The organism is Candidatus Paceibacterota bacterium (assembly GCA_035652395.1).
In the GTDB taxonomy this organism is placed as follows: Bacteria; Patescibacteriota; Minisyncoccia; order Phycocordibacterales; family CAJBRS01; genus JADGRH01.
The window spans coordinates 203,312-227,806 of sequence record DASRDX010000009.1; the positions used below are offsets into that span (position 1 = coordinate 203,312).

24 protein-coding genes are annotated in these 24,495 nt (G+C 42.2%); 23 read left to right on the plus strand and 1 reads right to left on the minus strand.

Annotated elements, in window-relative coordinates:
- The first annotated feature begins 9 nt into the window (after positions 1–9).
- The 4 genes from VFA52_01310 to VFA52_01325 are packed head-to-tail and all read left to right on the plus strand — an operon-like array spanning position 10 to position 2,693.
- Complete coding sequence (locus tag VFA52_01310; protein HZS42834.1) at positions 10–1,314, plus strand: glucose-6-phosphate dehydrogenase; 1,305 nt, start codon at positions 10–12, stop codon at positions 1,312–1,314.
- Between the two features lie 17 nt (positions 1,315–1,331).
- On the plus strand, positions 1,332–1,556 hold the full coding sequence (locus VFA52_01315; GenBank protein HZS42835.1) for a hypothetical protein: 225 nt from the start codon (positions 1,332–1,334) through the stop codon (positions 1,554–1,556).
- Between the two features lies 1 nt (position 1,557).
- Positions 1,558–2,133: an NAD(P)H-dependent oxidoreductase gene (locus VFA52_01320; protein HZS42836.1), complete on the plus strand. Its 576-nt coding sequence runs from the start codon at positions 1,558–1,560 to the stop codon at positions 2,131–2,133.
- Positions 2,130–2,693 (plus strand): hypothetical protein, encoded by a 564-nt coding sequence (locus tag VFA52_01325; GenBank protein ID HZS42837.1) that lies wholly within the window; start codon positions 2,130–2,132, stop codon positions 2,691–2,693. Before VFA52_01320 ends, VFA52_01325 begins: the two co-directional genes overlap by 4 nt.
- On the opposite strand, the gene VFA52_01330 is transcribed toward VFA52_01325, so the two are convergent.
- Entirely contained in the window at positions 2,694–3,704 is a 1,011-nt protein-coding gene (locus VFA52_01330) for a serine hydrolase (GenBank protein HZS42838.1), read from the minus strand. It abuts the gene before it with no gap.
- 54 nt (positions 3,705–3,758) lie between these two features.
- Between VFA52_01330 and VFA52_01335 the strand changes: the two genes are divergently transcribed.
- From VFA52_01335 to VFA52_01425, 19 genes are all read left to right on the plus strand, one after another.
- Positions 3,759–4,574, plus strand: coding sequence for a redox-regulated ATPase YchF (locus VFA52_01335; protein ID HZS42839.1), 816 nt, complete (start codon positions 3,759–3,761; stop codon positions 4,572–4,574).
- A 47-nt stretch (positions 4,575–4,621) separates the two neighbouring features.
- Positions 4,622–4,795, plus strand: a complete 174-nt coding sequence (locus tag VFA52_01340; GenBank protein ID HZS42840.1) for a hypothetical protein — start codon at positions 4,622–4,624, stop codon at positions 4,793–4,795.
- A gap of 61 nt (positions 4,796–4,856) precedes the next feature.
- Complete coding sequence (locus VFA52_01345; GenBank protein ID HZS42841.1) at positions 4,857–5,414, plus strand: hypothetical protein; 558 nt, start codon at positions 4,857–4,859, stop codon at positions 5,412–5,414.
- Positions 5,415–5,422: 8 nt separating this feature from the next.
- A complete protein-coding gene (locus tag VFA52_01350; GenBank protein HZS42842.1) occupies positions 5,423–7,771 on the plus strand; it encodes a class I tRNA ligase family protein in 2,349 nt (782 codons plus the stop codon).
- 71 nt (positions 7,772–7,842) lie between these two features.
- On the plus strand, positions 7,843–8,871 hold the full coding sequence (locus VFA52_01355) for a sigma factor-like helix-turn-helix DNA-binding protein (GenBank protein ID HZS42843.1): 1,029 nt from the start codon (positions 7,843–7,845) through the stop codon (positions 8,869–8,871).
- Between the two features lie 28 nt (positions 8,872–8,899).
- The gene (locus VFA52_01360; GenBank protein HZS42844.1) at positions 8,900–10,135 is read left to right on the plus strand and encodes a hypothetical protein; all 1,236 of its coding nucleotides are present in this window, start codon (positions 8,900–8,902) and stop codon (positions 10,133–10,135) included.
- The gene (mltG, locus tag VFA52_01365; GenBank protein HZS42845.1) at positions 10,135–11,118 is read left to right on the plus strand and encodes an endolytic transglycosylase MltG; all 984 of its coding nucleotides are present in this window, start codon (positions 10,135–10,137) and stop codon (positions 11,116–11,118) included. Before VFA52_01360 ends, mltG begins: the two co-directional genes overlap by 1 nt.
- 32 nt (positions 11,119–11,150) lie before the next feature.
- A complete protein-coding gene (gene mnmA, locus VFA52_01370) occupies positions 11,151–12,212 on the plus strand; it encodes a tRNA 2-thiouridine(34) synthase MnmA (GenBank protein ID HZS42846.1) in 1,062 nt (353 codons plus the stop codon).
- A gap of 50 nt (positions 12,213–12,262) precedes the next feature.
- Positions 12,263–13,108 carry an ATP cone domain-containing protein gene (locus tag VFA52_01375; GenBank protein HZS42847.1) on the plus strand — a complete coding sequence of 282 codons (846 nt, stop codon included), beginning with the start codon at positions 12,263–12,265 and terminating at the stop codon, positions 13,106–13,108.
- 52 nt (positions 13,109–13,160) lie between these two features.
- On the plus strand, positions 13,161–14,126 hold the full coding sequence (locus VFA52_01380) for an endonuclease NucS domain-containing protein (protein HZS42848.1): 966 nt from the start codon (positions 13,161–13,163) through the stop codon (positions 14,124–14,126).
- Between the two features lie 78 nt (positions 14,127–14,204).
- A complete protein-coding gene (locus VFA52_01385) occupies positions 14,205–15,593 on the plus strand; it encodes a hypothetical protein (protein HZS42849.1) in 1,389 nt (462 codons plus the stop codon).
- A gap of 78 nt (positions 15,594–15,671) precedes the next feature.
- Positions 15,672–16,271, plus strand: coding sequence for a dihydrofolate reductase family protein (locus VFA52_01390; GenBank protein HZS42850.1), 600 nt, complete (start codon positions 15,672–15,674; stop codon positions 16,269–16,271).
- A gap of 37 nt (positions 16,272–16,308) precedes the next feature.
- Positions 16,309–17,106: a PD-(D/E)XK nuclease family protein gene (locus tag VFA52_01395; GenBank protein HZS42851.1), complete on the plus strand. Its 798-nt coding sequence runs from the start codon at positions 16,309–16,311 to the stop codon at positions 17,104–17,106.
- Position 17,107: 1 nt separating this feature from the next.
- The gene (locus VFA52_01400; GenBank protein HZS42852.1) at positions 17,108–17,716 is read left to right on the plus strand and encodes a protein-L-isoaspartate O-methyltransferase; all 609 of its coding nucleotides are present in this window, start codon (positions 17,108–17,110) and stop codon (positions 17,714–17,716) included.
- A 13-nt stretch (positions 17,717–17,729) separates the two neighbouring features.
- Complete coding sequence (locus VFA52_01405; GenBank protein ID HZS42853.1) at positions 17,730–18,338, plus strand: uracil-DNA glycosylase; 609 nt, start codon at positions 17,730–17,732, stop codon at positions 18,336–18,338.
- Positions 18,325–20,112 (plus strand): M3 family oligoendopeptidase, encoded by a 1,788-nt coding sequence (locus VFA52_01410; GenBank protein HZS42854.1) that lies wholly within the window; start codon positions 18,325–18,327, stop codon positions 20,110–20,112. Before VFA52_01405 ends, VFA52_01410 begins: the two co-directional genes overlap by 14 nt.
- Before the next feature lie 7 nt (positions 20,113–20,119).
- Positions 20,120–21,802 carry an alanine--tRNA ligase gene (locus tag VFA52_01415; GenBank protein ID HZS42855.1) on the plus strand — a complete coding sequence of 561 codons (1,683 nt, stop codon included), beginning with the start codon at positions 20,120–20,122 and terminating at the stop codon, positions 21,800–21,802.
- 26 nt (positions 21,803–21,828) lie between these two features.
- A complete protein-coding gene (locus tag VFA52_01420; protein ID HZS42856.1) occupies positions 21,829–22,986 on the plus strand; it encodes a hypothetical protein in 1,158 nt (385 codons plus the stop codon).
- Positions 22,987–23,010: 24 nt separating this feature from the next.
- The gene (locus tag VFA52_01425; protein HZS42857.1) at positions 23,011–24,447 is read left to right on the plus strand and encodes a hypothetical protein; all 1,437 of its coding nucleotides are present in this window, start codon (positions 23,011–23,013) and stop codon (positions 24,445–24,447) included.
- Positions 24,448–24,495 lie beyond the last annotated feature (48 nt).

The following is a 24,495-nucleotide window of genomic DNA, read 5'->3' on the forward strand; positions in this document are numbered from 1 at the left end:
AATAATAAAATGAAAAACCAAGCATTAAAAATGCCGGTTTCTTTTGTAATATTTGGTATCACCGGGGATTTGGCAGAAAATAAATTAATTCCGGCCCTCTTTAATCTTTTTCGGTACGGGAAATTGCCAAAAAAATTTCAAATCATTGGTTATTCACGTCGGCCAATTGAACGGCCCGAATTTTTGGCGTATTTGGAGAAAAGTCTGGAGAAATTAAAGCCTTCAAAAACTGATCTATCTCAATTTTTTTCGCATATTAACTATATCCAGGGTCATTTCGAACCTCTTTCTGATTATCGAAGACTTGGGGAACATCTCTTGAAAATTGATGATGAGATCTTCCGCGAATGCAGCAACAAACTTTTTTATTTGGCCGTGCCGCCGGTTTGGTATGAGACCATCGCCAAAAATCTTTCCCATTCCGGCCTGACTATTCCCTGTGGTGGGCGCCTCGGCTGGACTAGGGTTTTAATTGAGAAACCATTTGGTCACGATTTTAAAACTTCCCGGAAGTTAAACCTCGTGCTAAGTCGACTTTTTAAAGAAGACCAGATTTTCCGAATCGACCATTACTTAGGCAAAGGGACTTCAGAGGAAATTCTGAAGTTTCGATTTACCGGAAACGCCAGAGAGAAAATCTGGAACGATAGAAATATTGAAAAAATTAAAATCCAGCTTTTGGAAAGGAAGGGTGTAAACGATCGGGGAGCCTTTTATGATGAAATCGGAGCCTTGCGGGATGTCGGGCAAAACCATTTGCTTCAGATGCTTGCTCTTATTGTCATGAAAAAGCCCTCAAAGATGGTTGCTAAAGAAATTCGAAAGGCGAGAGCTGAAATTTTAGAAAAGCTTCAACCTATTTCCAAAAAAGATCTGGAGAATCGAGTGATAAAGGGGCAATATATCGGCTACCTAAAGGAAAGAGGCGTAAAAACAGATTCAAAAACCGAGACCTTTTTTCATCTAGATGTAAAATTAGATAAAGCTCACTGGAATAAAACCAAATTTATCTTGGAGGCAGGGAAGGCCTTAAACGAGGATTCAGTGGGAATCAAGGTCTATTTTAAAGATAAAAAATCATCTCTAACTTTTAATTACAATAAATCTGTCGGAAAAACCCCCGAGGCTTATGAGAAAGTATTGATGGACTGTGTTCTGGGAGATCAGGCTATTTTCAATAGCACCGCCGAAGTGGAAGCGGCTTGGCGATTTATTACCCCCATTTTAGAAAATTGGAAGAAGCTGCCTCTCGTTCCATATACGAGAGGCAGCCGACCCGAAGAAATATCTTCTAAATTGCCTCTCCCTTCCTAATCTGCTAAATTTAATCAATGTTGAAAGATTTATTAATGCGAAAAATGCTGGCCAGCCGATTAAAAGATCTGCCGGAAGCGGAACGCCAGAAAATTACCACTCTCTTTGAAAATAATCCGGATTTTTTCCGGAAAATTGCCGATGAGATAGCTGAAAAGACTAAGTCGGGGAAAGATCAGATAAGCGCGGTGATGGAAGTAATGCAAGAACATCAGAGCGAACTCCAGAGTTTAATGAAATAAAATGGCCAAAATTTTTATCCTACAGGGAAATCCGGACAACGAAAGCTTTTGCGGCTCTTTTGCTACCGCTTACGAGGAAGGCGCCAAAAGCGCTGGTCATGAAGTCCGCCGGATGAATATCGGGGAAATGCAGTTTGATCCAATTCTTCACAAAGGATACAAAGTTATTCAAGCTCTTGAGCCGGATCTCCTACAAGTTCAGGAAGAGATGAAATGGGCTGATCACATTGTCATCCTTTATCCCATGTGGTGGTCTTCCATGCCGGCTTTGCTGAAAGGTATGTTTGACCGGATGTTTTTACCCGGCTTTGCTTATCACTTCAATAAGGACAATATGGGTTGGCACGGTCTGCTTCACGGCAAGTCGGCCCATGTTTTCATTACCATGGATAGCTGGCCAATGATTCAACGCATTCTTTTTGGGGATTCCACAAACGAAATCGGCCGTGCCATCCTTCGCTTCTCCGGCATTCATCCGGTTCGCATTAAAAAAATCGGACCGATGAAAGACATGTCGGCAGAACATATTGAGACGTGGAAGCAAAAAATTTATCAGCTAGGTCAAAACGCTAAATGAAAATCTCTACCTTACAAAAAATTGCTTTGGGGCTAATAGCCATCTTAATTTTAATCGGCATTTTCTATCTGGTGGCTCCAAAAAATCCAGTCCTGGCTCCGGCCGCTTCTTCAACAAAGCAGACTCTTCTTTCTGTGGATTCAAGTTCTACTCCAAGCGGCTCGGTTAAGCCGCTCTCAGGCGCTTCAGGAAGCGCTACTTTGCGCAGTCTGGTTTTCTCTAATCAAATTAAAAGATGTGATATTAGCGGTCTTAGCTCGTCCGGTTCCATCTCCGGCACACTTTATCTTTCTGGAAATAATTTGAGAGGAGATCTAGCTATTAACAGCAAAAGCAGTAACTTTAAAACAGCCATTCTTCGAACAGACGGAGAAGTTTACCTTTGGACTGGAAATAGTGGAGTGAAAATGCCGGACAGTCTTTTCCAGACAGCCAAACAATCTGAAGGCGCTGCCGTTAATTTGGATCAAAACTATACTTATAAATGCAGTGAGTGGACGATTGATCCTTTGAAATTCGCTATCCCCCAAGGCGTAACCTTCATGGATATTCATTCCTAGCTAAGTCTGGGGCTTTGGAATATTAAACTGATGATTATCCACAACATCGTAGACAACACTCGATATGTTTCGAATCGCTGATTCGAAAATGGAATTATTAACTGTCGCATCTCCTTTAGTCATAACACAAAGCAAATAAGGATTGGTAGAATGATAGATAATACCGCAGTCATGGAGTTCTCGACGAGTGCCAGCCTGATCTTGATATTGGCCATATTTATGGGCGACAGTAATCCCGGCTGGTACACCTGCCACTAAACCACTATTAAAATCAGTAGAGGCCAAAAGCTCCAAAGCTCGTTCCGAGTAATCTTCATTTAAATAAGTGGAATTATACAAAAGTCTGAAAAAACGACCATAATCTTTGGCCGTAACTTGTAAGGAGGAATCTGGTAATGGGATATTTAAATCGACGAAGATCTGATCTAAAGTAGTTGTGCCAAGACTGGTTTCCAAAATATCATCGGCATCGTTATCCGATTTTTCAATCATAATTTTGATCAGATCATTTATAGTGTAATAAGTGCCAGGAGTTAAGGTGTTAAAAGCTAAGCCTTTATTATCTAAAGGGCCACCTTCATATAGAATTTTCTGGTTCAGAATATTCGGTTTAGTTTCAGCCTCTTTAAACCAAGCTATCATCACTGGAACCTTATATAAACTGGCGGGGTCATATTGAGCTTCAGAATTAACAGTTGCCCAAATACCGCTTTTCAGATCACGAAAATAAATGGAGATTGCCTCAAAACCGGAAGTATTCAGAGAATCGTAGCTGGCGAGCCTCAGATGATCTTCCAGTTGAAAATCCTCGGTAGTAGGGGAATCAGCTGACAATAAAAACGGAGAGATTAATTTGTTCTTTGGATCTGATAAACGAATACTTTGAGAGACCGGCAATTGTCGAGGAAAAAAGAGAGGTAAAAGAAAAAAACCCATCAATAAACCCATTAGAAAAATCAGGATTCCGCTTAGAGCCATTAATTTTTTGGGACCTGACTTGCTCCCTGTCATATAAATATTTTATCATTTTTGCCTTTGTTAGGTCCTTAATATAGACTATGCAACATGTCTCTTTCTATTGGTATTGTCGGTCTGCCGAATGTCGGCAAGTCCACTCTCTTTAATGCTTTGACTAAAAAAGGGGTGCCGGCCGAGAATTATCCATTTTGTACCATTGATCCATCGGTCGGAATCGTACCGGTGCCGGATGAGCGCTTGGAGAAGCTTGCAGCGATGTCCAAATCCAAGAAGGTTATTCCGGCCGTGGTGGAATTCGTGGATATTGCCGGCCTGGTTAAAGGGGCGAGTGAAGGAGCCGGTCTCGGAAATAAATTTCTCTCCCATATTAGGGAAGTAGATGCCATTATTGAAGTGGTCAGAATTTTTGAGGATAAGGACATTCTGCATGTTCATCAGAAAGTTGATCCGCTTTTTGATATTGAAATTATTAATCTGGAACTTGAGGCGGCCGGGATTAAAAAACCGACTCTGTATGTTTTGAATACTTCGGAGGCCAGTGAAAATCATCGAGAGATTATTTCTAAATTACCAGGTCCTTACATTGAAATCGATCCGATTTTTGGAACCGGTTTAGATAACCTGATTAAAGCCGGCTACGACCTTCTCGATCTTATTACTTTTCTTACAACAGGGGAGAAAGAAAGCCGCGCCTGGACTACTCCGCGCGGCTCGACCGCGCCTCAAGCCGGCGCGGCCATCCACTCCGACTTTCGCGACAAATTCATCCGTGCCGAAGTCATTCAATACGAGAAATTAATTGAAGCCGGCTCCTACGCCACCGCCCGCGCCAAAGGCTGGGTTCGTACAGAAGGGAAGGAGTATATCGTGCAAGACGGCGATGTTATAGAGTTTTTGATTTAACTTGACTTTTTTAAGAAGAGGTTTAATTTCAAACCAGGAACTCTCATATGGAAAAAATGGTTCTCTACCTTATCGCGATCGTAACCGCCCTTTTCTTTATCGGTAAATTTCATCAATTTTCAGATGAACCTCCGGAATCTAACACTTCGCCCCCCAAATCAGTGGTGATTGACACTGGAGAGAAGATGGCAAAAAATAGCAATGTTTTAACTTTCAAGTAAGCCCGATTAGTAATAGTCGAGGCTTTTTAATTTCCACTATCTGTGGCAAAATAAAAGTATTATGGAACCAAACAATCGACAGTCCCGCGTCTTAAAGTGGTCAATTATTATTGGTATCGTTATTGTCTTAAACCTCTTTTTTAATTATTCTCTGTCTCTTTTCTACAAAGCGCCCGATCGAGAAAGTTATTGTCCGAACCCGCAGGTTAATATCGCTCCCGCCACTCGCGACCAGTGTGTTGCAAAGGGAGGACAATGGACAGAAAACGTCACGCCTCAACCCGTCAATTCTCCGGCCAAAATAACGACTCCGGAAATCACGGGCTATTGTAATCAGGATTACACTTGTCAGACCAAGTTTGACGCCGCTAGAAAAGTTTATGAACGTAATGTTTTTGTCATTCTAGTCATTCTTGGCATTCTATCCATCTTAGTAGCAATCTTCTGGCGAGCCGCCGGTATCGTCTCAATTGGCCTTTCCTTAGGAGGAGTCTTATCTTTAGTCATCGCTTCCATTCGATACTGGGGTGATGCCCAAAACTTATTACGCGTTTTAATTTTAGCCGTAGCTCTAGCCGCCCTTATCTGGGTAGGAGTTAAAAGATTCAAAAATGAGTGAAAGAGGGAATGAAAGAGTACAACCACAAAGAAGTTGAAGAAAAATGGCAAAAAATTTGGGAGGAAAAACAAATCTATAAGGCAGAAGATAATTCAAAGAAGCCCAAATTCTATAGTCTAATTGAATTTCCGTATCCGTCCGGAGACGGTCTTCATGTTGGTCATCCTCGTCCATACATTGGCATGGATGTCATTTCCCGGAAAAGACGAGCCGAAGGATTTAATGTTCTTTATCCGATAGGCTGGGATGCCTTTGGTCTGCCCACCGAAAACTATGCCATTAAGACTGGAATTGCTCCGGCCGAGGTAACCAAGCAAAACACCGATAATTTCCGCCGTCAGATCAAGATGCTCGGTACTTCTTTTGACTGGTCCCGAGAAATCAACACTACGGATCCAAAATATTACAAATGGACGCAATGGATTTTTTTGCAGCTCTACAAACATGACTTGGCTTACAAAGCCAAAGCCACTATTAATTGGTGCCCGAAAGACAAAATCGGTTTAGCTAACGAGGAAGTGGTTAACGGTAGATGCGAGCGTTGTGGCACGCCGGTGGAAAAGCGGGAGAAAGAGCAATGGATTCTAGCCATCACTAAATATGCCGAACGCCTTGACAAAGATCTTGACAGCGTCGATTACCTGCCGCAAATCAAAACCCAACAGCGCAACTGGATCGGCCGAAGTGAGGGAGCGGAAATAAAATTTTATCTAAACTTTACCTTCGATCCTTCGGCGAATCAGAATCGCAGCCCCGATGGGGAAAAAGCTCATATCCCAATTTTTACCACTCGTCCGGATACTATTTTCGGCGCAACATATCTGGTGTTGGCGCCGGAGCATTTGTGGGTCACCTTAGCGACGCGTAACGATCATCACGTTTTAGAGAACAAAGAAGAAGTCCAGACTTATGTCCAGACCGTTAAAAATAAAACTGATATTGAACGAACCGCGGAAGGAAAAGAAAAGACGGGCATAGAGATTAAAGGAGTTCGAGCTATTAATCCTGCTACCAAGGAAGAAATTCCAATTTGGGTGGCAGATTACGTTCTGCCACATTACGGAACCGGCGCTATTATGGCTGTACCAGCAGACGATAAGAGAGATGAAGAGTTTGCGGAGAAATTTAAGCTGCCGATTGTCAGGGATTATCCGAAAGCCGGATTTGAGGATTTTGGCAAAAAGGTTATTCGATTCAAGCTCCGCGACTGGATCTTTTCACGCCAGCGATATTGGGGGGAGCCGATTCCGATAATTCATTGCCCGAAATGCGGGATGGTGGCGGTGCCCGAAGAGGATTTACCGGTGATCTTGCCAGAGGTGAAAAATTATCAGCCGACTGAAACAGGGGAGTCGCCACTTTCCGCTATTTCCGATTGGGTCAAGGTGAAGTGTCCAAAGTGCGATGGAGAGGCTAAAAGAGAAACCGATACTATGCCAACATGGGCTGGTTCTAGCTGGTATTTTTTGCGCTATACCGATCCAGAAAATGATCGCGCTCTGGCTGATCCGAAAAAACTTAAATATTGGATGCCGGTTGATTGGTATAACGGTGGCATGGAGCACACCACTCTTCACTTGCTCTACTCACGGTTTTGGAACAAGTTCCTCTTTGATATTGGAGTTGCTCCGACAAGCGAGCCATATCGGAAGAGAACTTCACATGGATTTATCCTAGCGCCCGATGGCGAGAAGATGTCCAAATCTCGCGGCAATGTTATCAATCCGGATGATGTCGTCAATCAATTTGGAGCTGATACTTTTCGTCTGTATGAAATGTTTATGGGGCCGTTTGATCAAGCGGTAAAGTGGAGCACTGAAGGTATTCTTGGACCACGCCGATTTTTGGAAAGAATCTGGAAATTGTCCGATAAAATTTCAGAAAATGAAACATCCAAAGAAACTAAGGCCTTACTCGAAGCAACTATTAAAAAAGTAACTGAAGATATTGAGGCAATGAGATTTAATACGGCCGTCTCAGCTTTGATGATTATGGCCAACCAGTTTGAGAAGGAGGAATCTATTAGGAAAACCGATTATGAAAAGTTTTTAGTCTTGTTATCAGTTTTCTGCCCGCACATTTGCGAGGAATTGTGGCAAATGTGCGGGCACTCCGACTCCATTCAAGAAGCCGCCTGGCCTTCCTACGATCAATCCCTAATCCGCGAAGAAAAGGTGACAATTGTGGTTCAAATTAACGGCCGCCTGCGGGCCAGTTTGGAATCGAACCCCGATAAAGACGAAGCTGGAATAACCGAAGCGGCCAAAGCCATTCCGGAAGTCCAAAAATGGCTTCTTGGCCAAACTATTAAAAAAGTCATTTTTGTCCCCAATAAGCTAATAAATTTTGTCATTTAGAGCTTATTTTTAGCCATTTTAACTAGTCTATTGACTTATAGACAGAATATGATAAAAATAGAAACACTCCTATGAACGTTTTAAAATCTAAACCGAAACAGACCACCAAGCATTTGCTTCAAAGTCTACCCGAGCGAGCCCGTGAAGTATTGATTAAGCGCTACGGCCTAGGCAAAGACCCCGAGAAAATGACCCTTGAGGCAATTGGAGAGCATTACGGCATCACCCGAGAACGAGTCCGCCAGATTGAAAATTCCGCTCTAGTCAACATTCGCAAATCAACAGCCTTAAAAGAAGAAAGCGCCGCCTTTGAAGAACTAGAGCGGCTCTTGGATTCTATGGGCTCTGTTGTGGCGGAAGAAGATTTTTTAAATGAAATTTCCAAAGATCCGTCTGTTCAAAATCACGTTAACTTTTTACTTGTTGTCGGTGATGCCTTCAAGCGCCTGAAAGAAGATGATGAATTCAAGCATCGCTGGTATGTGAACGAGGATGTTTCCAAGAAGGTTCACGAGTCTCTAAAGAAGCTTTACAAAAATCTTTCTGACGAAGATATTGTGCCGGAAGCCGAATTAATTTCGTCTTTTCTTGAACATGTCAAAGATGTTAATGAGCGATACAAAGATGAAGAAATTCTGAAACGCTGGTTGGGCATTTCTAAAAACATCAGCAAGAATCCGCTCGGAGAATGGGGCATTGCTTCATCGCCCAACATCAAGACTAAAGGCATTCGAGACTATGCCTTCTTGGCCATGCGAAAACACGGCTCGCCGATCCATTTCAAGGAAATTGCCAAGATTGTGACCGACCTTTTTGATAAGAAAGCGCACGTGGCTACCACTCATAACGAATTAATTAAAGATCCGCGCTTTGTGCTAGTGGGACGCGGCCTCTACGCTCTTTCCGAATGGGGCTATATTAGCGGCGTGGTCAAAGACGTCATCAAGAAAATCCTCGAGAAAAACGGTCCTTTAACTAAGGAGCAGATTATTGAAAAAGTAATGAAGGAACGATACGTCAAGGAAAATACCATTATTGTCAATCTGCAGAATCCAAAATTCTTCAAGAAGACGAAGGAAGGTAAATACACAGTAGTCTAAGGAGTACATTTGAGCTAAAATATTGAATATGAATGTTTTTTATGCGGTTTACGTGCTGTTAATAGTGGCCATTCCGTTCTTTTTTATCTACGCCTTCGTTCGCTTGTGGCTGCGCTATGCCCGAACAGATTTCGAATCAAGACAAAAATACACTTTGCTTGAATTGAAGGTACCTCGCGAAATCACCAAATCGCCGGCTGCCATGGAGATCTTTCTGACCGCTCTATATCAGACTGGGGCCGCCACCTATCTTGAAACTTATTGGCAGGGAAAACTCCGACCGGTTTTTTCCTTGGAACTCGTCTCGCTTGAGGGTCGAGTACATTTTTATATTTGGACTCGTCAGGCTTGGAAAAATATCATTGAGTCGCAAATTTATGCTCAGTATCCGACGGTGGAAGTAGTGGAAGTTTCTGATTACACCGACATGATCGAGCACGCCGAGAATGACATGGTGATGTGGGGCACTTATTTTAAGAAAAAAGAGGATGAGGTTTACCCCATCAAAACTTATATTGACTACGGACTAGATCAAAATCCGAAAGAGGAACACAAGGTGGATCCGATGACTTCGGTCTTGGAATATCTCGGCTCACTGCATCAGAACGAATATGCTTGGATTCAAATTATCATCCAAGCTCATAAGAGTGAGGGAATAAAAGAAGGGCGGATTTTTCACGCCAAGAAAAATGATTGGAAAGATGCGGTAAAAGAAGAAATTCAGAAAATTCGCGAGGAAATCTTAAAAAGCGGCGGCGAAAATATTCGCGTACCGAATCCTACCAGAGCCCAGCAGGAATTAATCGCCTCCATGGAGCGTAATCTGGCTAAATTTCCTTTTGAATGCTGCATTCGGGGCATCTATCTTGCCAAGGGCGAAATCTTCAACAATCACTTGGGGATCTCAGGTTTAATTGGCAGCTTCCGTCAGTATTCCTCTCCGTCACGTTTAAATAATATTTCTTTGGGCTGGTTTACCGATCACGACGACTTTGGCAAAGATATGCTGACTTTGTTTGGCTGGTTTCCGCCGCTTCGAAACGCCATGCGTCGGCGGCGAGATCGGATGGAAAGACATATGCTTGAAGCTTACAAACATCGCGGAGCTTTTGAGCCTCCCTTTACCGATCATCATGAGCCGTTTGTTATGACTACCGAGGAGCTTGCCACCGTCTTTCACTTTCCGGGTGAAGTGGCCGCTACACCTACCTTTGATCGCATTCCGGCTAAGAAAGCCGAAGCGCCTTCTAACTTACCGATTTAATGTCTTGGAACAATCAGCTTAAAGAGAAGGCCAAAATTCTGTTCCAGCGACTCGGTCTTTACGGCATTTTAATTATTTGCGTCCTCCTATTTTGTTTTTATTTATTCTTTTTTCAGACACCGCGCAATTTCAAACCCGACTCAACTATCAAGATCGAAGCCGGGCAAAGCGTTTATTCGGTGACGCGCGAGATGACAAAAGAGGGCATTATAAATTCTTCTTTTTGGCTGACCAATTTAATTATTTTAACCGGCGGCGAGCATCGAGTAGTCGCCGGCTATTATCTGTTTCAGAGTCCGGAAAATCTTTTTACCATTGCTCATCGCATTACACACGGAAAGTTCGGCATTGTTCAGATCAAGGTCACTATTCCTGAAGGCCTGAATGTTTCAGAGATCGCCGATATTTATAAACAGAAATTCAATCTTTTCGATGAAGAGGGATTCTTGAGTCTGGCCAAGCCGAAGGAAGGATATCTATTTCCGGAAACTTATTTTTTCATTCCAACGGTTACGCCCGCAGAAGTTGTTACCATGATGTCTACCACTTTTAATCAGAAAATTGCCCCCCTGGAGCCCGCTTTGGCCACTTCCAGTCATTCTTTGAACGAAATCATTACTATGGCCTCGATTTTGGAAGGCGAGGCCAAGACTGTAGAGGATAAGAAAATCGTCTCCGGTATTCTTTGGCAGCGGCTGGCGGATGGGGTGGCTCTGGGAGTAGATTCCACTTTTAAATACATTAACGGCAAAAGTTCGGCTGAATTAACTGCCGCCGATCTCAAAACTAAATCTCCCTATAATACTTATCTAAATCGCGGCCTGCCACCGACTCCAATTTCCAATCCAGGTCTTGAATCCATTGAAGCGGCTCTTAATCCAACTATCACCGATTATTACTATTTCCTTTCCGATAAAGAGGGGAATATTCACTATGCCAAGACTCTGAAGGAGCATCTGGCCAATATTAAAAAGTATCTTTGAGATTCTCGGCTTCTTTGTGTTAAATTGTCTGAATGCTAAAGAAAGCTAAAAAAGTTTTTGTCGCCATGTCCGGCGGAGTGGATTCGTCTGTTTCGGCCGCGTTGCTCCAAAAGGCCGGCTATGATGTTACTGGAGTATTCATAAAAGTCTGGCAGCCGGACTTTATTCATTGCACTTGGAAGGAAGATAGGAGGGATGCCATGCGGGTGGCCGCTCTTTTGGATATTCCGTTTTTAACTTTGGATTTAGAAAAGGAATACAAAAAGGAAGTGGTGGACTACATGCTGGCCGAATATAAAGCCGGACGAACACCCAATCCGGACGTTATGTGCAATCAGCAGATTAAATTCGGCGCTTATTATCGATGGGCTCTGAAGCAGGGAGCGGATTATGTCGCCACTGGTCATTATGCACGGGTGACCCGAAGTCAATTATTTGAAGGAAAGGATAAAAACAAAGACCAAAGCTACTTTTTGTGGACTTTAACGAAAGATCAATTAGCGCATATCTTGTTTCCGATCGGAGATTTCAAAAAAGAAAAGGTTCGGCAGCTTGCCAAAAAATTCAAGCTGCCGAACGCCGAGAAAAAGGACAGCCAAGGCCTCTGCTTTATCGGCAAAGTGGATATGAAGGAATTTTTATCCCACTTTATTAAGCCTAAGGCAGGGAAGGTGGTAGATGAAGAGGGAAATACCCTCGGCGATCATAACGGCGCCTTCTTTTTCACTATTGGCGAAAGACATGGGTTTAATATCACTAAAAAATCTCCGAAAGATAAGCCCTATTATGTTATCGGCAAGGATCTGAAGAAGAACTTACTTATCGTTTCTGATCGGTCGAAAATAGCTGAAGAAAGCAAAAAAAGAAAAAGCTGCAGCTTATCAGCCGTTAATTGGATAGAAAACCCGACAACCGGCAAGAATTACACTTGTCGAATTCGCTATAGACAAGAAAAGCAGAAATGTACCATAAAAAGGCGCGGCAAAAACTTCGAAGCCGTTTTTGCCGCGCCCCAAACCACCTTGGCCTCCGGCCAATCTCTCGTTCTCTATGAGCAAGAAAAATGTCTGGGCGGGGGAGTAATAGAGGTATAGTCGTTAAAGATTTAATAAATTGAAACTTCACTACGGGGTATAATAATCATATGCATAAATCCAATATTCAAATCATCAAAAATACTGGCGAAAGGGAATTTTTTGATCCGGAAAAGCTAATTGACTCCTTGCGAGACGCCGGTGCCGACAAATTGGTGATTGAAAAAGTAGTGAAGCATATTGAAGATGAACTTCACGATGGTATGACTACGCGGGCTATTTATGATCACGCTTTTCAATATTTAAAAAAGCTCCAAAGGCCGGTAGCCGCCCGCTATTCGCTGAAAAAAGCTATTGCCGAGCTTGGACCAACCGGTTTTCCTTTTGAAGATTACGTGGCTAGAATTTTTAGCTCTCGGGGTTATAAAACCCTAACGGATCAAATGGTGCTGGGAAGCTGCGTCCCGCACGAAGTTGATATTGTGGCCTGGAACAAGGAGAAGCTCATCATGTGCGAAGTGAAATTCCATAATGAAACTAGTCCGAAGACTGATCTAAAAGTGGCTCTTTACGTGAAGGCTCGCTTTGACGATCTGAAAGCTAACATTTTTGATTACGGACACGAACGCCGGCTGGATGAAGGTTGGCTCATCACCAATACTAAATTCACTGAAACAGCTATTCACTATGGCGAGTGCTACGGTCTCAAAATGGTCGGCTGGGATTATCCGAAAAAGGGCAATCTTCAACAATTCATTGAAGACCAAGAGCTTCATCCCATTACCTGTCTCACCACTCTAACCTCCGCTGAAAAGACCGACCTTCTCGCTAACAAAATCGTCCTCTGCCGCGAACTCTTAGAAAATCACCATCATCTCTTTACGCACCTCCCCGACGCCCAAAAACGCCTCCCCGAAATTTTGGAGGAAATAAACTATCTGACAGGACAGAAGTAAATTTTTTCTGAATTTGAAATAAACTCATTTTTATGGCATAATCCATTAAATAATGGCCAATTTATTTCGGATCACAGCTAGTAATCCAGAGGCTTACCAGCATTACATCGATACAATCGAGCGAGGTTTTCCGTTAGATTCAGTCACTAGTTTTCTTGACCAAGATCAAATCTTTGCATTAAGAAATATCTACGGTGATAAGCTAATTCGGGCTTGGGGTGCTACTGCAGGGTCTGGAAATATTCGAACTTGGCATCAACTTAATATTGGCGACCCCATTTTAATTTATCGAAAAGGCAATTTTGAATATTACGCTTTTGTAACTTTTAAAATCCACAATAAGGATTTGGCGAAACATTTGTGGCGCACCAATCCCCAGGGAGAAACCTGGGAATATGTTTACTTTTTAGATGGTCTGGTGGAAATTTCTGTTCCCCTCAAAATTTTTAATGAATTAATGGGATTTAACGAAGCTTTTCGACCATATGGGTTTGCCGCTACCGAATCAATGCGGTTAAATAGAATTGAAAATAAATTTGGATCAGTAATAGATTTTCTTAATTACCTTCGTGAAGGAAAATGGGTGGACAAAGAAACTCAGTATCCTGCTGAAGTCAAAGAAAATATTATAAAGGAGAGATTATTACGCCCTATTGGGAACACCACCATATTGGAAGCTAACCTCGAGAATCTGATTGTCGATAAGGTTAGTGAAATTGAACCCGGCCTCAATCTCATTGGAAGACAAGTAGATACTAAAGAAGTCGGCCGATTAGATCTGTTGTGTGAAGATAAGGATAAAAATCTGGTGGTCATCGAATTAAAAAGAGCGGCTGCTGGACCATCTATTATTGAACAGATTCAACGATATATGGGCTGGGCCATAAAGCACCGAGCACAACCTGGTCAGCGAGTGCGAGGCATCATTATAGCCGGATCAAAAGATACTGCCTTAGAATACGCCGTTAGTGCAAATCCTTTAATGGAAGTAAAGACTTTCAATTTGTCTATTCAGTAGATCATACAAGAAGTCAGAATTGACAACAGCTTATACAAGAATTGGGCGGCTGGCCCACTTCTGTGATAAAAATAACGAATGTCCTCGAGACCTTTTCACGATGAATACAGCGATGAGCCAGAATTACAAGCTGGTGACAAAGTGGCATTTGGGAAATGGTTAACAATAACCCATCCTTATAAAAATTGCCCAAATTGCAGACGTCGAGTCTTAGGCAATCCGATGATGCATAGCGGTGAGACCTATGTTATGGCATGTCTTTTGTGCGATTACACTGAGGGTTTGAATCTTCCAAAATTAAAAAAGAAAGTAATCTATCTAGATCAGTTCGTATTTGACAATATCGTAAAAACTTTGGATCCAAAGCACCCTAAGCACTCTCAAGTTATTAAGGAGCCATTCTGGAAGGAGGTATTTGAAAAGCTTGAAGGACCTACCAGAGCAGAACTTATTGTTTGTCCAGATTCATTTTTCCATATAGATGAATCGGCTCCAACAGATTATTTTAAGTCATTAGAAAGAATCTACGAACATTTTTCTGGAGGAGTCACCTTCTTAAATAACGCTAAAATTACTGAACAACAGGTGGTCAATTACTTTAAAAACTGGCTAATCGGAAAAGATGTAATACCTGTTCTTGATCCATCTCAAATTGTGATAGGAGATCTAAATAAGTGGCACGACCGGATGAAAGTCAGTATAAGTATGCAGCCCAAAGAAGAAGAGATTAAAGAGAAGCTGGAACATAAGAAAAAAGGGTATAAGTTTTTTTGTGAAGTGTTCCGGCGGTGGCAGACAGAAACGCAGAGGAAATTTGACGATTGGTATCGTGAAGAGATTGGTGGATTTGCCAAGGGCACAATTCTTGCTGCAAAAAATTTCCAGGAACGCCAAACGGCTTTTTTGATGAACTATGTGCCAGGTCAAATAATTGATCTAAATAATATTTTACCGCCCCCTAGTGTTGATTTGCTTAAAAAATTAATGAATGAAGCATTTATAGCAGGAGCGTCCGATCAACAAGATTGTGTTAAAAAAGTGCTTGATTTTATGCAGATTGAGAATCTACAAAAAATACCTGCCATAAGAATTCAAAGTCTTATCTATGCCGCCCTTGCAGATCAGGCCGCTCATGGAAGAAAAAATCTACCTTCTCCCGGAGTCCAAGCGGATACTGATATGATCTCCGGGCTACTTCCATATTGTGATGCCATCTTTGTTGATAAGGAAAACGCAGCTCTTCTAGAAGATGGCCGAGTAAAAGGAAAGCTAGGAGTAAATACAAAAATATTTTCTCTCAGAAACAAGGAAGCTTTCCTTAATTATTTAGATAATATATTGTTAAAAGCTGATAATGATCATCTTAGATTTGTTCAGCAGATATATGGAAAGGATTGGGCGAAACCCTATCTGACAATAATTGAGGACATGGATAAATATGAAACCAATAATGGGAGCGACAAGTAATTTTTCGCCAACAGGGCGACACCTTTTATTTCTTGGGAGCAAGTGAGGAAATTTAAATGAATAAGATATAATCAAGATATGAGAAAAATTATTGTTTTATCTTTTATTAGTCTAGATGGGGTAATGCAGGCGCCGGGCGGCCCGGACGAAGATACTTCGAGCGGGTTTAAATACGGGGGCTGGACCTTTCCATACTTTGATGAAGCGGCGGGGAAGCTGATGGATGAGCAGATGAAAGAGCCCTTTAGTTTGCTTTTGGGGCGAAAAACTTATGACATCTTTGCCAATTATTGGCCGCAACATGGAGAGAATTGGCCCGGAGTAAATAAAGCTCAAAAATACGTGGCTTCAAACACTTTGACCGAGGCCAAATGGGAAAACAGTGTCATTTTAAATGGGGATGTGGTATCCGCCGTGAAGAAATTGAAAGAGGAAGATGGGCCGGATCTTCAGGTTTATGGTTCCGGCAATTTCATTCAAACTCTTCTTAAGAACGATTTAGTGGATGAATTATGGCTGAAAACCTTTCCCGTAACTCTTGGTGGTGGTAAGAAATTGTTTGCCGAGGGTACGATTCCGGCTGCATTTAAATTGCTGGAGTCTAAATCTACACCCAGCGGAGTAATTTTCGCCAATTACAAGAGAGATGGGGAAGTAAAAACCGGTTCTTTTTCCTAGCCTCTAAACAGGAATTGAAAAGTGTTATACTGCTCGCGTGAGTCACTATAATAAAGACAAAAAAAGGACTATTTTCAATACTGATTCCAAGGAGCCTTTTAAGATCAGTCGATCAAAGATTGATCTTTTTACCGAGTGTCCGCGCTGTTTTTATTTAGATCAGGTGCTCGGCGTGCCACGCCCGCGACCCTTTCCCTTCACTTTAAATGCAGCTGTTGATAAGTTGCTGAAGAAGGAATTCGATATTCATCGCGCGGCGGGGAGCCCTCATCCCATGATGGAACAATATGGAATTGATGCCGTGCCATTTGCTCACGATAATCTGGAGGAATGGAGAGACGCTCTTCGAAAGGGCATTAGCTATTTGGATCCGGAAACCAATCTTTTGGTGCGAGGCGGAATAGATGATGTTTGGATTACCTCGGACAAGGAATTATTAATTGTTGATTATAAAGCTACAGCCAAAGAGGCCGAAGTTACTCTAGATGCAGAGTGGCAGGACGGATACAAGAGACAAGTGGAAGTTTATCAATGGCTCTTTCGTCAAAATGGTTTTAAAGTCTCCGATACCGCTTGGTTTGTCTACGTGAACGGCAAAACAGACAGAAAAGCTTTTGATGGGAAGTTGGATTTCGATATTAAATTAATTTCTCACAAGGGATCTGATAAATGGATTCCGGCGACACTGAAGGAGATCAAGAAATGTTTAATAAGCGAGAAATCGCCGGCGCCGGCCGAGGACTGCGAGTATTGCAGTTATCGCAATCAGGCGGCCGCCGCTTTTCAGGCCCGTATTAGCGCTAATAAAGAATTGAAAGAATCAACCTTGTTTTAACATGATGGAGCGAGAGGAGTTATATGAACATCTAAAAAATGAAAGCAAGGTGCTTGAATCAGAGCCACTTGCACGCGCTTTTCGCGAAATTGATAGAGCCGATTTTGTCCCCGAGGACTACAAGGTAGAAGCGTATGAAGATTATGCCTTGCCGATTGGTTTTGGTCAGACCATTTCTCAACCGACCACCGTGGCCTTTATGCTGGAACTGCTCGATGTCAAAGAAGGAGAAGAGGTACTGGACATTGGCTCCGGCTCAGGATGGACCACGGCTTTACTTTCTAACTTGGTTGGACAAGAAGGATTGGTCTTGGGAGTGGAAATCGTACCTGAATTAGCAGAGCTGGGACAAAAAAACTTGCAGCCATATAAATATTCTCAAACCAAGATCATAAAAGTGGGGGAGGAAGAGGAGCAGAGCGAGCAGTATGACAAGATTCTCGTTTCGGCATCGGCAGAAGAACTTCCGGAGGATTTAATTGAGAGACTAAGAGCTGGTGGAACTATTGTAATTCCCATCGAAGAATCTATTTTTAAAATCATCAAAACAGAGGATGGGGAACTGGAGGAGGCGGAATACCCCGGCTTTGCTTTTGTACCGCTGATTTAAGTATAGTTAACCTATGAAGCTAGAAGAAAAGAAAGAAGCCCTCCGAAAAATAAAAGACGAGGTAGTGGCTCTGAAAGCCTCGCCCTTGTTTGAAGAAAGAACTAAGAACAAAGTTTTCCCAGTAATAGGCGAGGGAAGTCATGATGGGGAAATTATGTTCGTGGGAGAAGCACCGGGAAAAAACGAAGCCGCGACCGGCCGCCCTTTTGTCGGGGCGGCCGGAAAAATCCTGACTCAATTATTGGAAGAGATCGGCATTAAGCGCGAAGATGTCTACATTACCAATATCGTCAAAGATCGACCACCGCAAAATCGCGATCCATTGCCAGACGAAATCGAAATCTACGGCCCGTTTCTGGATCGTCAGATTGATATCATCCAGCCAAAAATCATCGCCACTCTAGGACGATTTTCAATGGTCTACATCATGACGAAATTCGGTCTGGAATTTGAACTTTTGCCAATTACCCAAATGCACGGCAAAAGTTTTGAGGCCGAAGCTACCTATGGCAAAGTCACTATCATTCCGTTCTACCATCCAGCCGCTTCAATCTATAATCAAAGTTTGCGAGAAGTATTGCGAGAGGACTTCAAAATTTTAAAGAAATATGCCAAAAAATAAATCAAAATCTAAAACCGAATGGAACCTCGGCCTGCTTTATAAAAGCCCGAAGGACCCACAGATTGAAAAGGATATCCGAACGATAGAAGCGGCTTTCAATAACTTTGAAAAAAAATACAAAGACAAGGATGATTATTTGAAAAATGAAGCTGCTTTATTTCGGGCTCTGACTGATGGCGAGAAATTGCGGGATATCGTCGGCTCAACGAGGCCGCTTCATTATTTTCATTTGCTTAAGGATATTGATTCTCAAAACAAGATAGCTGAAGCCAGACTCAACCAACTTTCGGAACACCTAACCAAAGTTTCCAATAAGGTCTTGTTTTTCGAGCTGAAATTGGGAAAAATTCCGCCAAATCTGCAAAAAAGATTTTTACAGAGCCGAAAATTAGAGCATTTCCGCTACCAACTGAAACTGATTTTTGACCAAAGCCGACACAACCTAACAGAGCCGGAAGAAAAGATTATGAATCTAAAGTCACTGCCGGCCTATTCGATGTGGGTAAATAGCTCTGAAAAATATCTTTCCAAGCAAGAAATATCATTCAAGCGGAAAATGCTGCCGATCGCCGAAGCTATCGGCCGTGTTTCGTCTTTACCAACACCAGACCGCCGAAACCTAATGAGAGACGTAATGAAAAAATGCAAAGAGATCAGTGATTTTGCCGAAGCTGAATTAAATGCCGTTATAACTAACAAAAAAATCAATGATGAGCTGCGCCATTTTAAAAATCCATATGACGCCACCCTGCTTTCTTATGAGACGTCAGAGAAAATGGTTTTGAATTTAATCGATACGGTCACCAAGAATTTCAAAATCAGTCACGATTTCTACAAATTGAAAGCCAAGCTAATGCGCCTGCCATATTTAACTTACGCCGATCGGAATGCCAAGGTAGGCAAAAGCACGAAGGTTTATAAGTGGAAAGAGACTCTGAAAACTGTTGAAAATGCCTTTGAAATTGTCAGTCCAAAATATGCCGACATTTTAAAATCTTATGTGAAAAGGGGTCAAATTGATGTTTATCCTAATAAGGGCAAAACCGGAGGCGCCTACTGCTCTGGCGGGCTCAATATTGATACTTTTGTGTTGTTAAACCATACCGATAGTCTCGGATCCGTCATGACTTTGGGGCATGAGATGGGCCACGCCATCCATACGGAATTAAGCAAAGTTCAAAGCCCGCTTTATCAAGGCTATACCATTGCCGCCGCCGAAGTGGCCAGTACTTTGTTTGAAAACTTTGTCTTTGATCAGATTTTTGAAACTTTAAGTCCGAAAGAAAAAGTTATTGCCCTTCATAATCGGCTCAATGACGACATTCAAACTATATTTCGCCAGATTGCCTGTTTTAATTTTGAAAACGACTTGCATCAGAAAATCAGAAAAGATGGTGCCATTTCAAAAGAAGAAATTGCGGCTCTCATGAATAAGCATATGAAAAGTTATCTCGGACCAATCACTCGCTTGGAAGAAGTGGATGGTTACTTTTTCGTTTACTGGAGCCACATTCGCCGATTCTTTTATGTCTACACTTACGCTTTCGGCCAGATTGTTAGCAAAGCCCTTTATAAAAAGTATCGGGAAGATAAGAACTTTTTAAACAAAATCGAGCAATTCCTAAAAGCTGGCGGCAGTAAATCACCGGAAGATATTTTCAAGGATATCGGTATCGATGTCACCAAGCCAGATTTCTTTCAACGTGGATTGGACCAAATCAAAGGAGATATAAAAGAGCTGGAAAAATTGGCAAAAGAGGCCAAATTGATATAGTTAGGGCATGAATTCAGCCGAAATTCGGGAGCGATTTCTAAAATTTTTTGAAAAAAGGGGACACAAAATTATTCCTTCGGCATCGCTCGTGCCGGAGAATGATAATAGCGTGCTTTTCACTACTGCGGGTATGCAGCAATTTAAACCATATTTTATTGGGCTTGCCGACGCGAAAAAAGATTTTGGTACCTTAAATACTGCTTCTATTCAAAGGTGTATTCGAACTTCTGATATTGAAGAGGTGGGAGATGAAAGCCATTTAACCTTTTTTGAGATGTTGGGGAACTTTAGTTTCGGAGGCTATTGGAAAAAAGACGCTATACAATATGGTTATGATTTTATTACTAAAGAATTGGGTTTAAAGATTGACTATGTAACAGTTTTTCAGGGAGAAGGGGAGGTGCCTTCCGATACAGAGTCAGAAAAAATTTGGCGAACTATTGATCAGCACATTCTTATTAAAAAGGCTGGGCGATCGGATAATTTTTGGGGACCAACCGGTGAGGAAGGGCCGTGCGGTCCAACTACAGAAATATACGTAGATGGCATTGAGGTCTGGAATATCGTCTTCAATGAGTATTTTCAGAATAAGAGTAAAGGACTTGCGCCGCTAAAAGTCACAGGAATCGATACGGGAATGGGATTAGAGCGCTTAGCGAAAGTCGTTCAGAAGACACCCACAGTTTTTGAAACAGATTTATTTTCTTTTGGTCAAATACTTAGTGATTTTGACGAAAGAACCAAAAGAATAATTTTAGATCATTCCCGCGCGGTCGTTTTCCTTATTAATGATGGTGTGGAACCTACAAACAAAGGAAGAGGTTACATTTTGCGCCGTCTCTTAAAAAGAATTGTCACTCATTATTACTTAGCCAGTATTTCGAAAAAGGTACCCATGAATTATGAGGATATATTGAGGGCAGTCTGTATAAAATATAAAGACATATATCCATCTTTAGACCTTTCCCGTGTTGAGGATATAGTTAGAAATGAATATATAAGATTTAATGAAAGTCTTCCTAAGGGCCTAAAGGAATTAAGCAAGATGAAGAGTATTGATATATCGAATGCATTTTTGCTATTTGAAAGCTATGGACTTGACTTCGATTTAATAAAAGAGCTTGCTCCAAAAGAAACAGAGCGGCTGACCAGAGAAGATTTTGAAAAAGAGCTTAAGAAACATCAGGAAATTTCTCGCGCCGGTGCCGAACAAAAATTCAAAGGAGGTCTGGCTGATACATCCGAGATGTCCGTCAAATATCATACCGCTACTCATTTATTGAACGCGGCCTTGAGAGAAGTTCTCGGGAAAGAAGTGGTGCAGAAGGGAAGTAACATTACGCCGGAGCGCCTGCGTTTTGACTTCAGTTATCCGAATAAAATGACCGATGAGCAGAAGAAGGCGGTGGAAGATTTGGTCAATAGCAAAATCGAGGCAAATCTTCCGGTTTCCTTTAAGGAGATGTCCAAGGAGGAGGCCGAGAAAACCGGCGCCGTTCATGCTTTCGGCGAAAAATACGGAGATGTTGTCAAAGTTTATTCGATCGGTGATGAGAAAAATGGATACTTCAGCCGAGAATTTTGTGGCGGGCCACACGTGGAGCGAACCGGGATTCTGGGACATTTTAAGATCACTAAAGAAGAAGCGGTTTCTGCCGGTGTTCGGCGAATAAAAGCTGTCTTGGAATAGAGTCGATAAGCGCTATAATAAAGAGAATGGAGAAACAAGTTTTGCTTTTTTATATTGGTAACGGAGGACTGAAGAGTGCTTTAATCAGTCAATCCAAAACAGATCTACCGAAAATTTTGTTACTGGATCGAGAAAGTCTCGGAAATTCGGCAAGCTTGTCTAAGAAGGAGCTGGAAGAAGTTGTCTATAGAAAATTGGATGCACTCGCCGGTCGGATGCAAAAAGCTATTCTAGATGCCAACCTTACGAATAAGAAGGTAAACGCAGTTTTAGCCATCGTTTCCGCTCCTTGGTATCACGCTCTGACCAAAACCTATAAATTGAAAAAGGATGAACCCTTCTTAATTAAAGACAAAACCATCACGGAATTATTGGAATCAACCGATAAAGATTCAGCTCCGGAGCAAGAAGAAGTCACGGTCTTGGAAAGAAAAATTATTCACATTGCTCTAAATGGCTACGTCACGGATTCGCCGATTAATAAAAAAGCAACCGATCTGGAAGTTTCGGTAATTCAAAGTCTGACGGAGAAAAAATTCCTAAGCGAGATTGAAAATATTTTATCCAGATATTTTCCGATTTCGGCTTACCATTTTCACACTTTGGCCTTGGCCAGTTTCGTTACCATTCGGGATATTCTGAAAGAGACCAAGGATTTTCTTTTAATTAATGTCACGAATTTAATCAGCGAAATTTCCTTGGTTAAGGACAATCTGCTACAGGAAACTATTTCGATTCCAATTGGTTTTGCCGGCTTACTGGATAAAGTTTCAAAGGCCCTGAATGTTACTCCCGAGGTAGCCTTTTCTCTTTTAAAAATGTACAAAGGTGATCAGTTGGAAAAACAGATTGGGGAGAAATTGGGAGAATCCCTAGCCGTCTTCAGGAAGGAATGGGCGGCTCAAATTGGGGAGGCCTTCAAAAATCTCTCGGGAGGAGTGGCGCTTCCGGCCGCCTGCTACTTATTGTCGCATCACCAGCTAGAAAATCTGTTTGCCGATTTGATTCAACCAGAAGATTACAGTCAGTTTTCTTTCAATCAGGGAGAATTTCATATTCGAAATATTTCGGCTCTGGACTTCGTACAATTTATTGACTTCAATCGCTTACCTCTCGATTCCGGAATGGCGGTGGCTATCATTTTCGCCAAACAAACCCTTTTGAATCGGGAACGAATGAGTTAGAATGAGATAAACAATTCTCCAATTATGGCCAATCAATTCCAAGATATCATTCCACCAAAAAAACGATCTATTCGGGACATTCCCTTACCGGAAGGACGGGAGCGACCCGATCGACCGACACCTCCACCGCCGCCACTCACTCATCGACCAAAAGCTGAACCGGAGATTAAAGCACGACCTTCTCCTGTAGTTCCACCCCGGGAAGAGGTGAGAATAAAAAAGACTCCGGAGATTAGGCCTAACGAAGAAATAGTCGGGCCCCGCCCCATCGATTCTCCTCCCGATCTGGAAGAACGATCAGAGCGAGATCCTTATTGGCGAGCTGGCCTCTGGCTTCTGGCCCTAATTGCCCTGATTTTTCTCTTCTTCGGCGTTTCTTATTTATTTGCCGGCGCGAATATAAAAGTCATTCCTCACAGTCAGGATGTAACAGTCAATCAAACTATCAACGCTGACCCAAATGGAAGCGGGGGAACCATGCCGTATGCCGTGATCACATTGGAAAAGACTGGCAGCAAAGATGTAACGGCCAATGGAACGCAGAATGTGGCTAACAAGGCTTCTGGAGAGATTATCATCTACAACAATTACAGTTCCAGTCCACAATCACTAGTAGCCACTACTCGGTTTGAGACTCCGGAAGGTTTGGTTTTCCGAATCGATAAAGATATAACAGTGCCCGGGCAGAGCACGGTTAACGGACAGGTAACGGCAGGCAGCGTTGAAGCAACCGTTTATGCCGATCAGGCCGGCGAAGAATATAATGTTGGTTTGAAAGATTTCACCATTCCGGGTTTTAAAGGCACGCCTAAATATCAAGGATTCTATGCCCGTTCAAAAACACCGATTACCGGAGGCTTCATTGGTACTACTGCCACAGCTTCGGCCGCCGATATCGCTACCGCCAAAACTCAAATTGAGGCAGATCTACGAAATCAATTTATAACCCAAGCCAATTCTCAAAAGCCCGACGACTTTATTCTTTATCCAGACGCTCTTACCATTACTTATTCTCCGGCAGCTAATTCCACCAGCACTACTCAAAAGTTGACGGTGCGGGAAAGCGCTACTGCTTACGCCGTTCTGTTCAATCGCAATATTTTGGCTAAATATTTCCAAGATAACCTTTCCGTCAATTATTCAAGTAGTACTCTAGCGGGAATTGAGAATTTAAAATTCAGTTTTACAAATCCGAACGGTTTTCAATCAACCGCCTCAAGCTCGGCCGACTTCACTTTTAAACTGGAAGGTACTTTGAAGCTAGTTTCCTTGGTAGATATTGAGAAATTAAAAAATGATCTGAAGGGAATCTCTCGTTCAGGACTTTCAGCCGTTTTAGCTAAATATCCTTCCATTGAAAAAGCCGAGGTAGTTTTCAAACCATTCTGGCGCTGGTCTTTTCCGAATAAAACGGCTAATATTAAGGTTGAAATTGAAAGCGCCACCTCCACCGTTGACTAAAGGGCCTTATTTCTGTTATGCTGAGGTTACTGGTTTAATTTAATATGT

Coding starts and splice junctions, on each gene's coding strand:
- VFA52_01310 (HZS42834.1), top strand. CDS start 10: ATGAAAAACCAAGCATTAAAAATGCCGGTTTCTTTTGTAATATTTGGT.
- VFA52_01315 (HZS42835.1), top strand. CDS start 1,332: ATGTTGAAAGATTTATTAATGCGAAAAATGCTGGCCAGCCGATTAAAA.
- VFA52_01320 (HZS42836.1), top strand. CDS start 1,558: ATGGCCAAAATTTTTATCCTACAGGGAAATCCGGACAACGAAAGCTTT.
- VFA52_01325 (HZS42837.1), top strand. CDS start 2,130: ATGAAAATCTCTACCTTACAAAAAATTGCTTTGGGGCTAATAGCCATC.
- VFA52_01330 (HZS42838.1), bottom strand. CDS start 3,704: ATGACAGGGAGCAAGTCAGGTCCCAAAAAATTAATGGCTCTAAGCGGA.
- VFA52_01335 (HZS42839.1), top strand. CDS start 3,759: ATGTCTCTTTCTATTGGTATTGTCGGTCTGCCGAATGTCGGCAAGTCC.
- VFA52_01340 (HZS42840.1), top strand. CDS start 4,622: ATGGAAAAAATGGTTCTCTACCTTATCGCGATCGTAACCGCCCTTTTC.
- VFA52_01345 (HZS42841.1), top strand. CDS start 4,857: ATGGAACCAAACAATCGACAGTCCCGCGTCTTAAAGTGGTCAATTATT.
- VFA52_01350 (HZS42842.1), top strand. CDS start 5,423: ATGAAAGAGTACAACCACAAAGAAGTTGAAGAAAAATGGCAAAAAATT.
- VFA52_01355 (HZS42843.1), top strand. CDS start 7,843: ATGAACGTTTTAAAATCTAAACCGAAACAGACCACCAAGCATTTGCTT.
- VFA52_01360 (HZS42844.1), top strand. CDS start 8,900: ATGAATGTTTTTTATGCGGTTTACGTGCTGTTAATAGTGGCCATTCCG.
- mltG (HZS42845.1), top strand. CDS start 10,135: ATGTCTTGGAACAATCAGCTTAAAGAGAAGGCCAAAATTCTGTTCCAG.
- mnmA (HZS42846.1), top strand. CDS start 11,151: ATGCTAAAGAAAGCTAAAAAAGTTTTTGTCGCCATGTCCGGCGGAGTG.
- VFA52_01375 (HZS42847.1), top strand. CDS start 12,263: ATGCATAAATCCAATATTCAAATCATCAAAAATACTGGCGAAAGGGAA.
- VFA52_01380 (HZS42848.1), top strand. CDS start 13,161: ATGGCCAATTTATTTCGGATCACAGCTAGTAATCCAGAGGCTTACCAG.
- VFA52_01385 (HZS42849.1), top strand. CDS start 14,205: ATGTCCTCGAGACCTTTTCACGATGAATACAGCGATGAGCCAGAATTA.
- VFA52_01390 (HZS42850.1), top strand. CDS start 15,672: ATGAGAAAAATTATTGTTTTATCTTTTATTAGTCTAGATGGGGTAATG.
- VFA52_01400 (HZS42852.1), top strand. CDS start 17,108: ATGATGGAGCGAGAGGAGTTATATGAACATCTAAAAAATGAAAGCAAG.
- VFA52_01405 (HZS42853.1), top strand. CDS start 17,730: ATGAAGCTAGAAGAAAAGAAAGAAGCCCTCCGAAAAATAAAAGACGAG.
- VFA52_01410 (HZS42854.1), top strand. CDS start 18,325: ATGCCAAAAAATAAATCAAAATCTAAAACCGAATGGAACCTCGGCCTG.
- VFA52_01415 (HZS42855.1), top strand. CDS start 20,120: ATGAATTCAGCCGAAATTCGGGAGCGATTTCTAAAATTTTTTGAAAAA.
- VFA52_01420 (HZS42856.1), top strand. CDS start 21,829: ATGGAGAAACAAGTTTTGCTTTTTTATATTGGTAACGGAGGACTGAAG.
- VFA52_01425 (HZS42857.1), top strand. CDS start 23,011: ATGGCCAATCAATTCCAAGATATCATTCCACCAAAAAAACGATCTATT.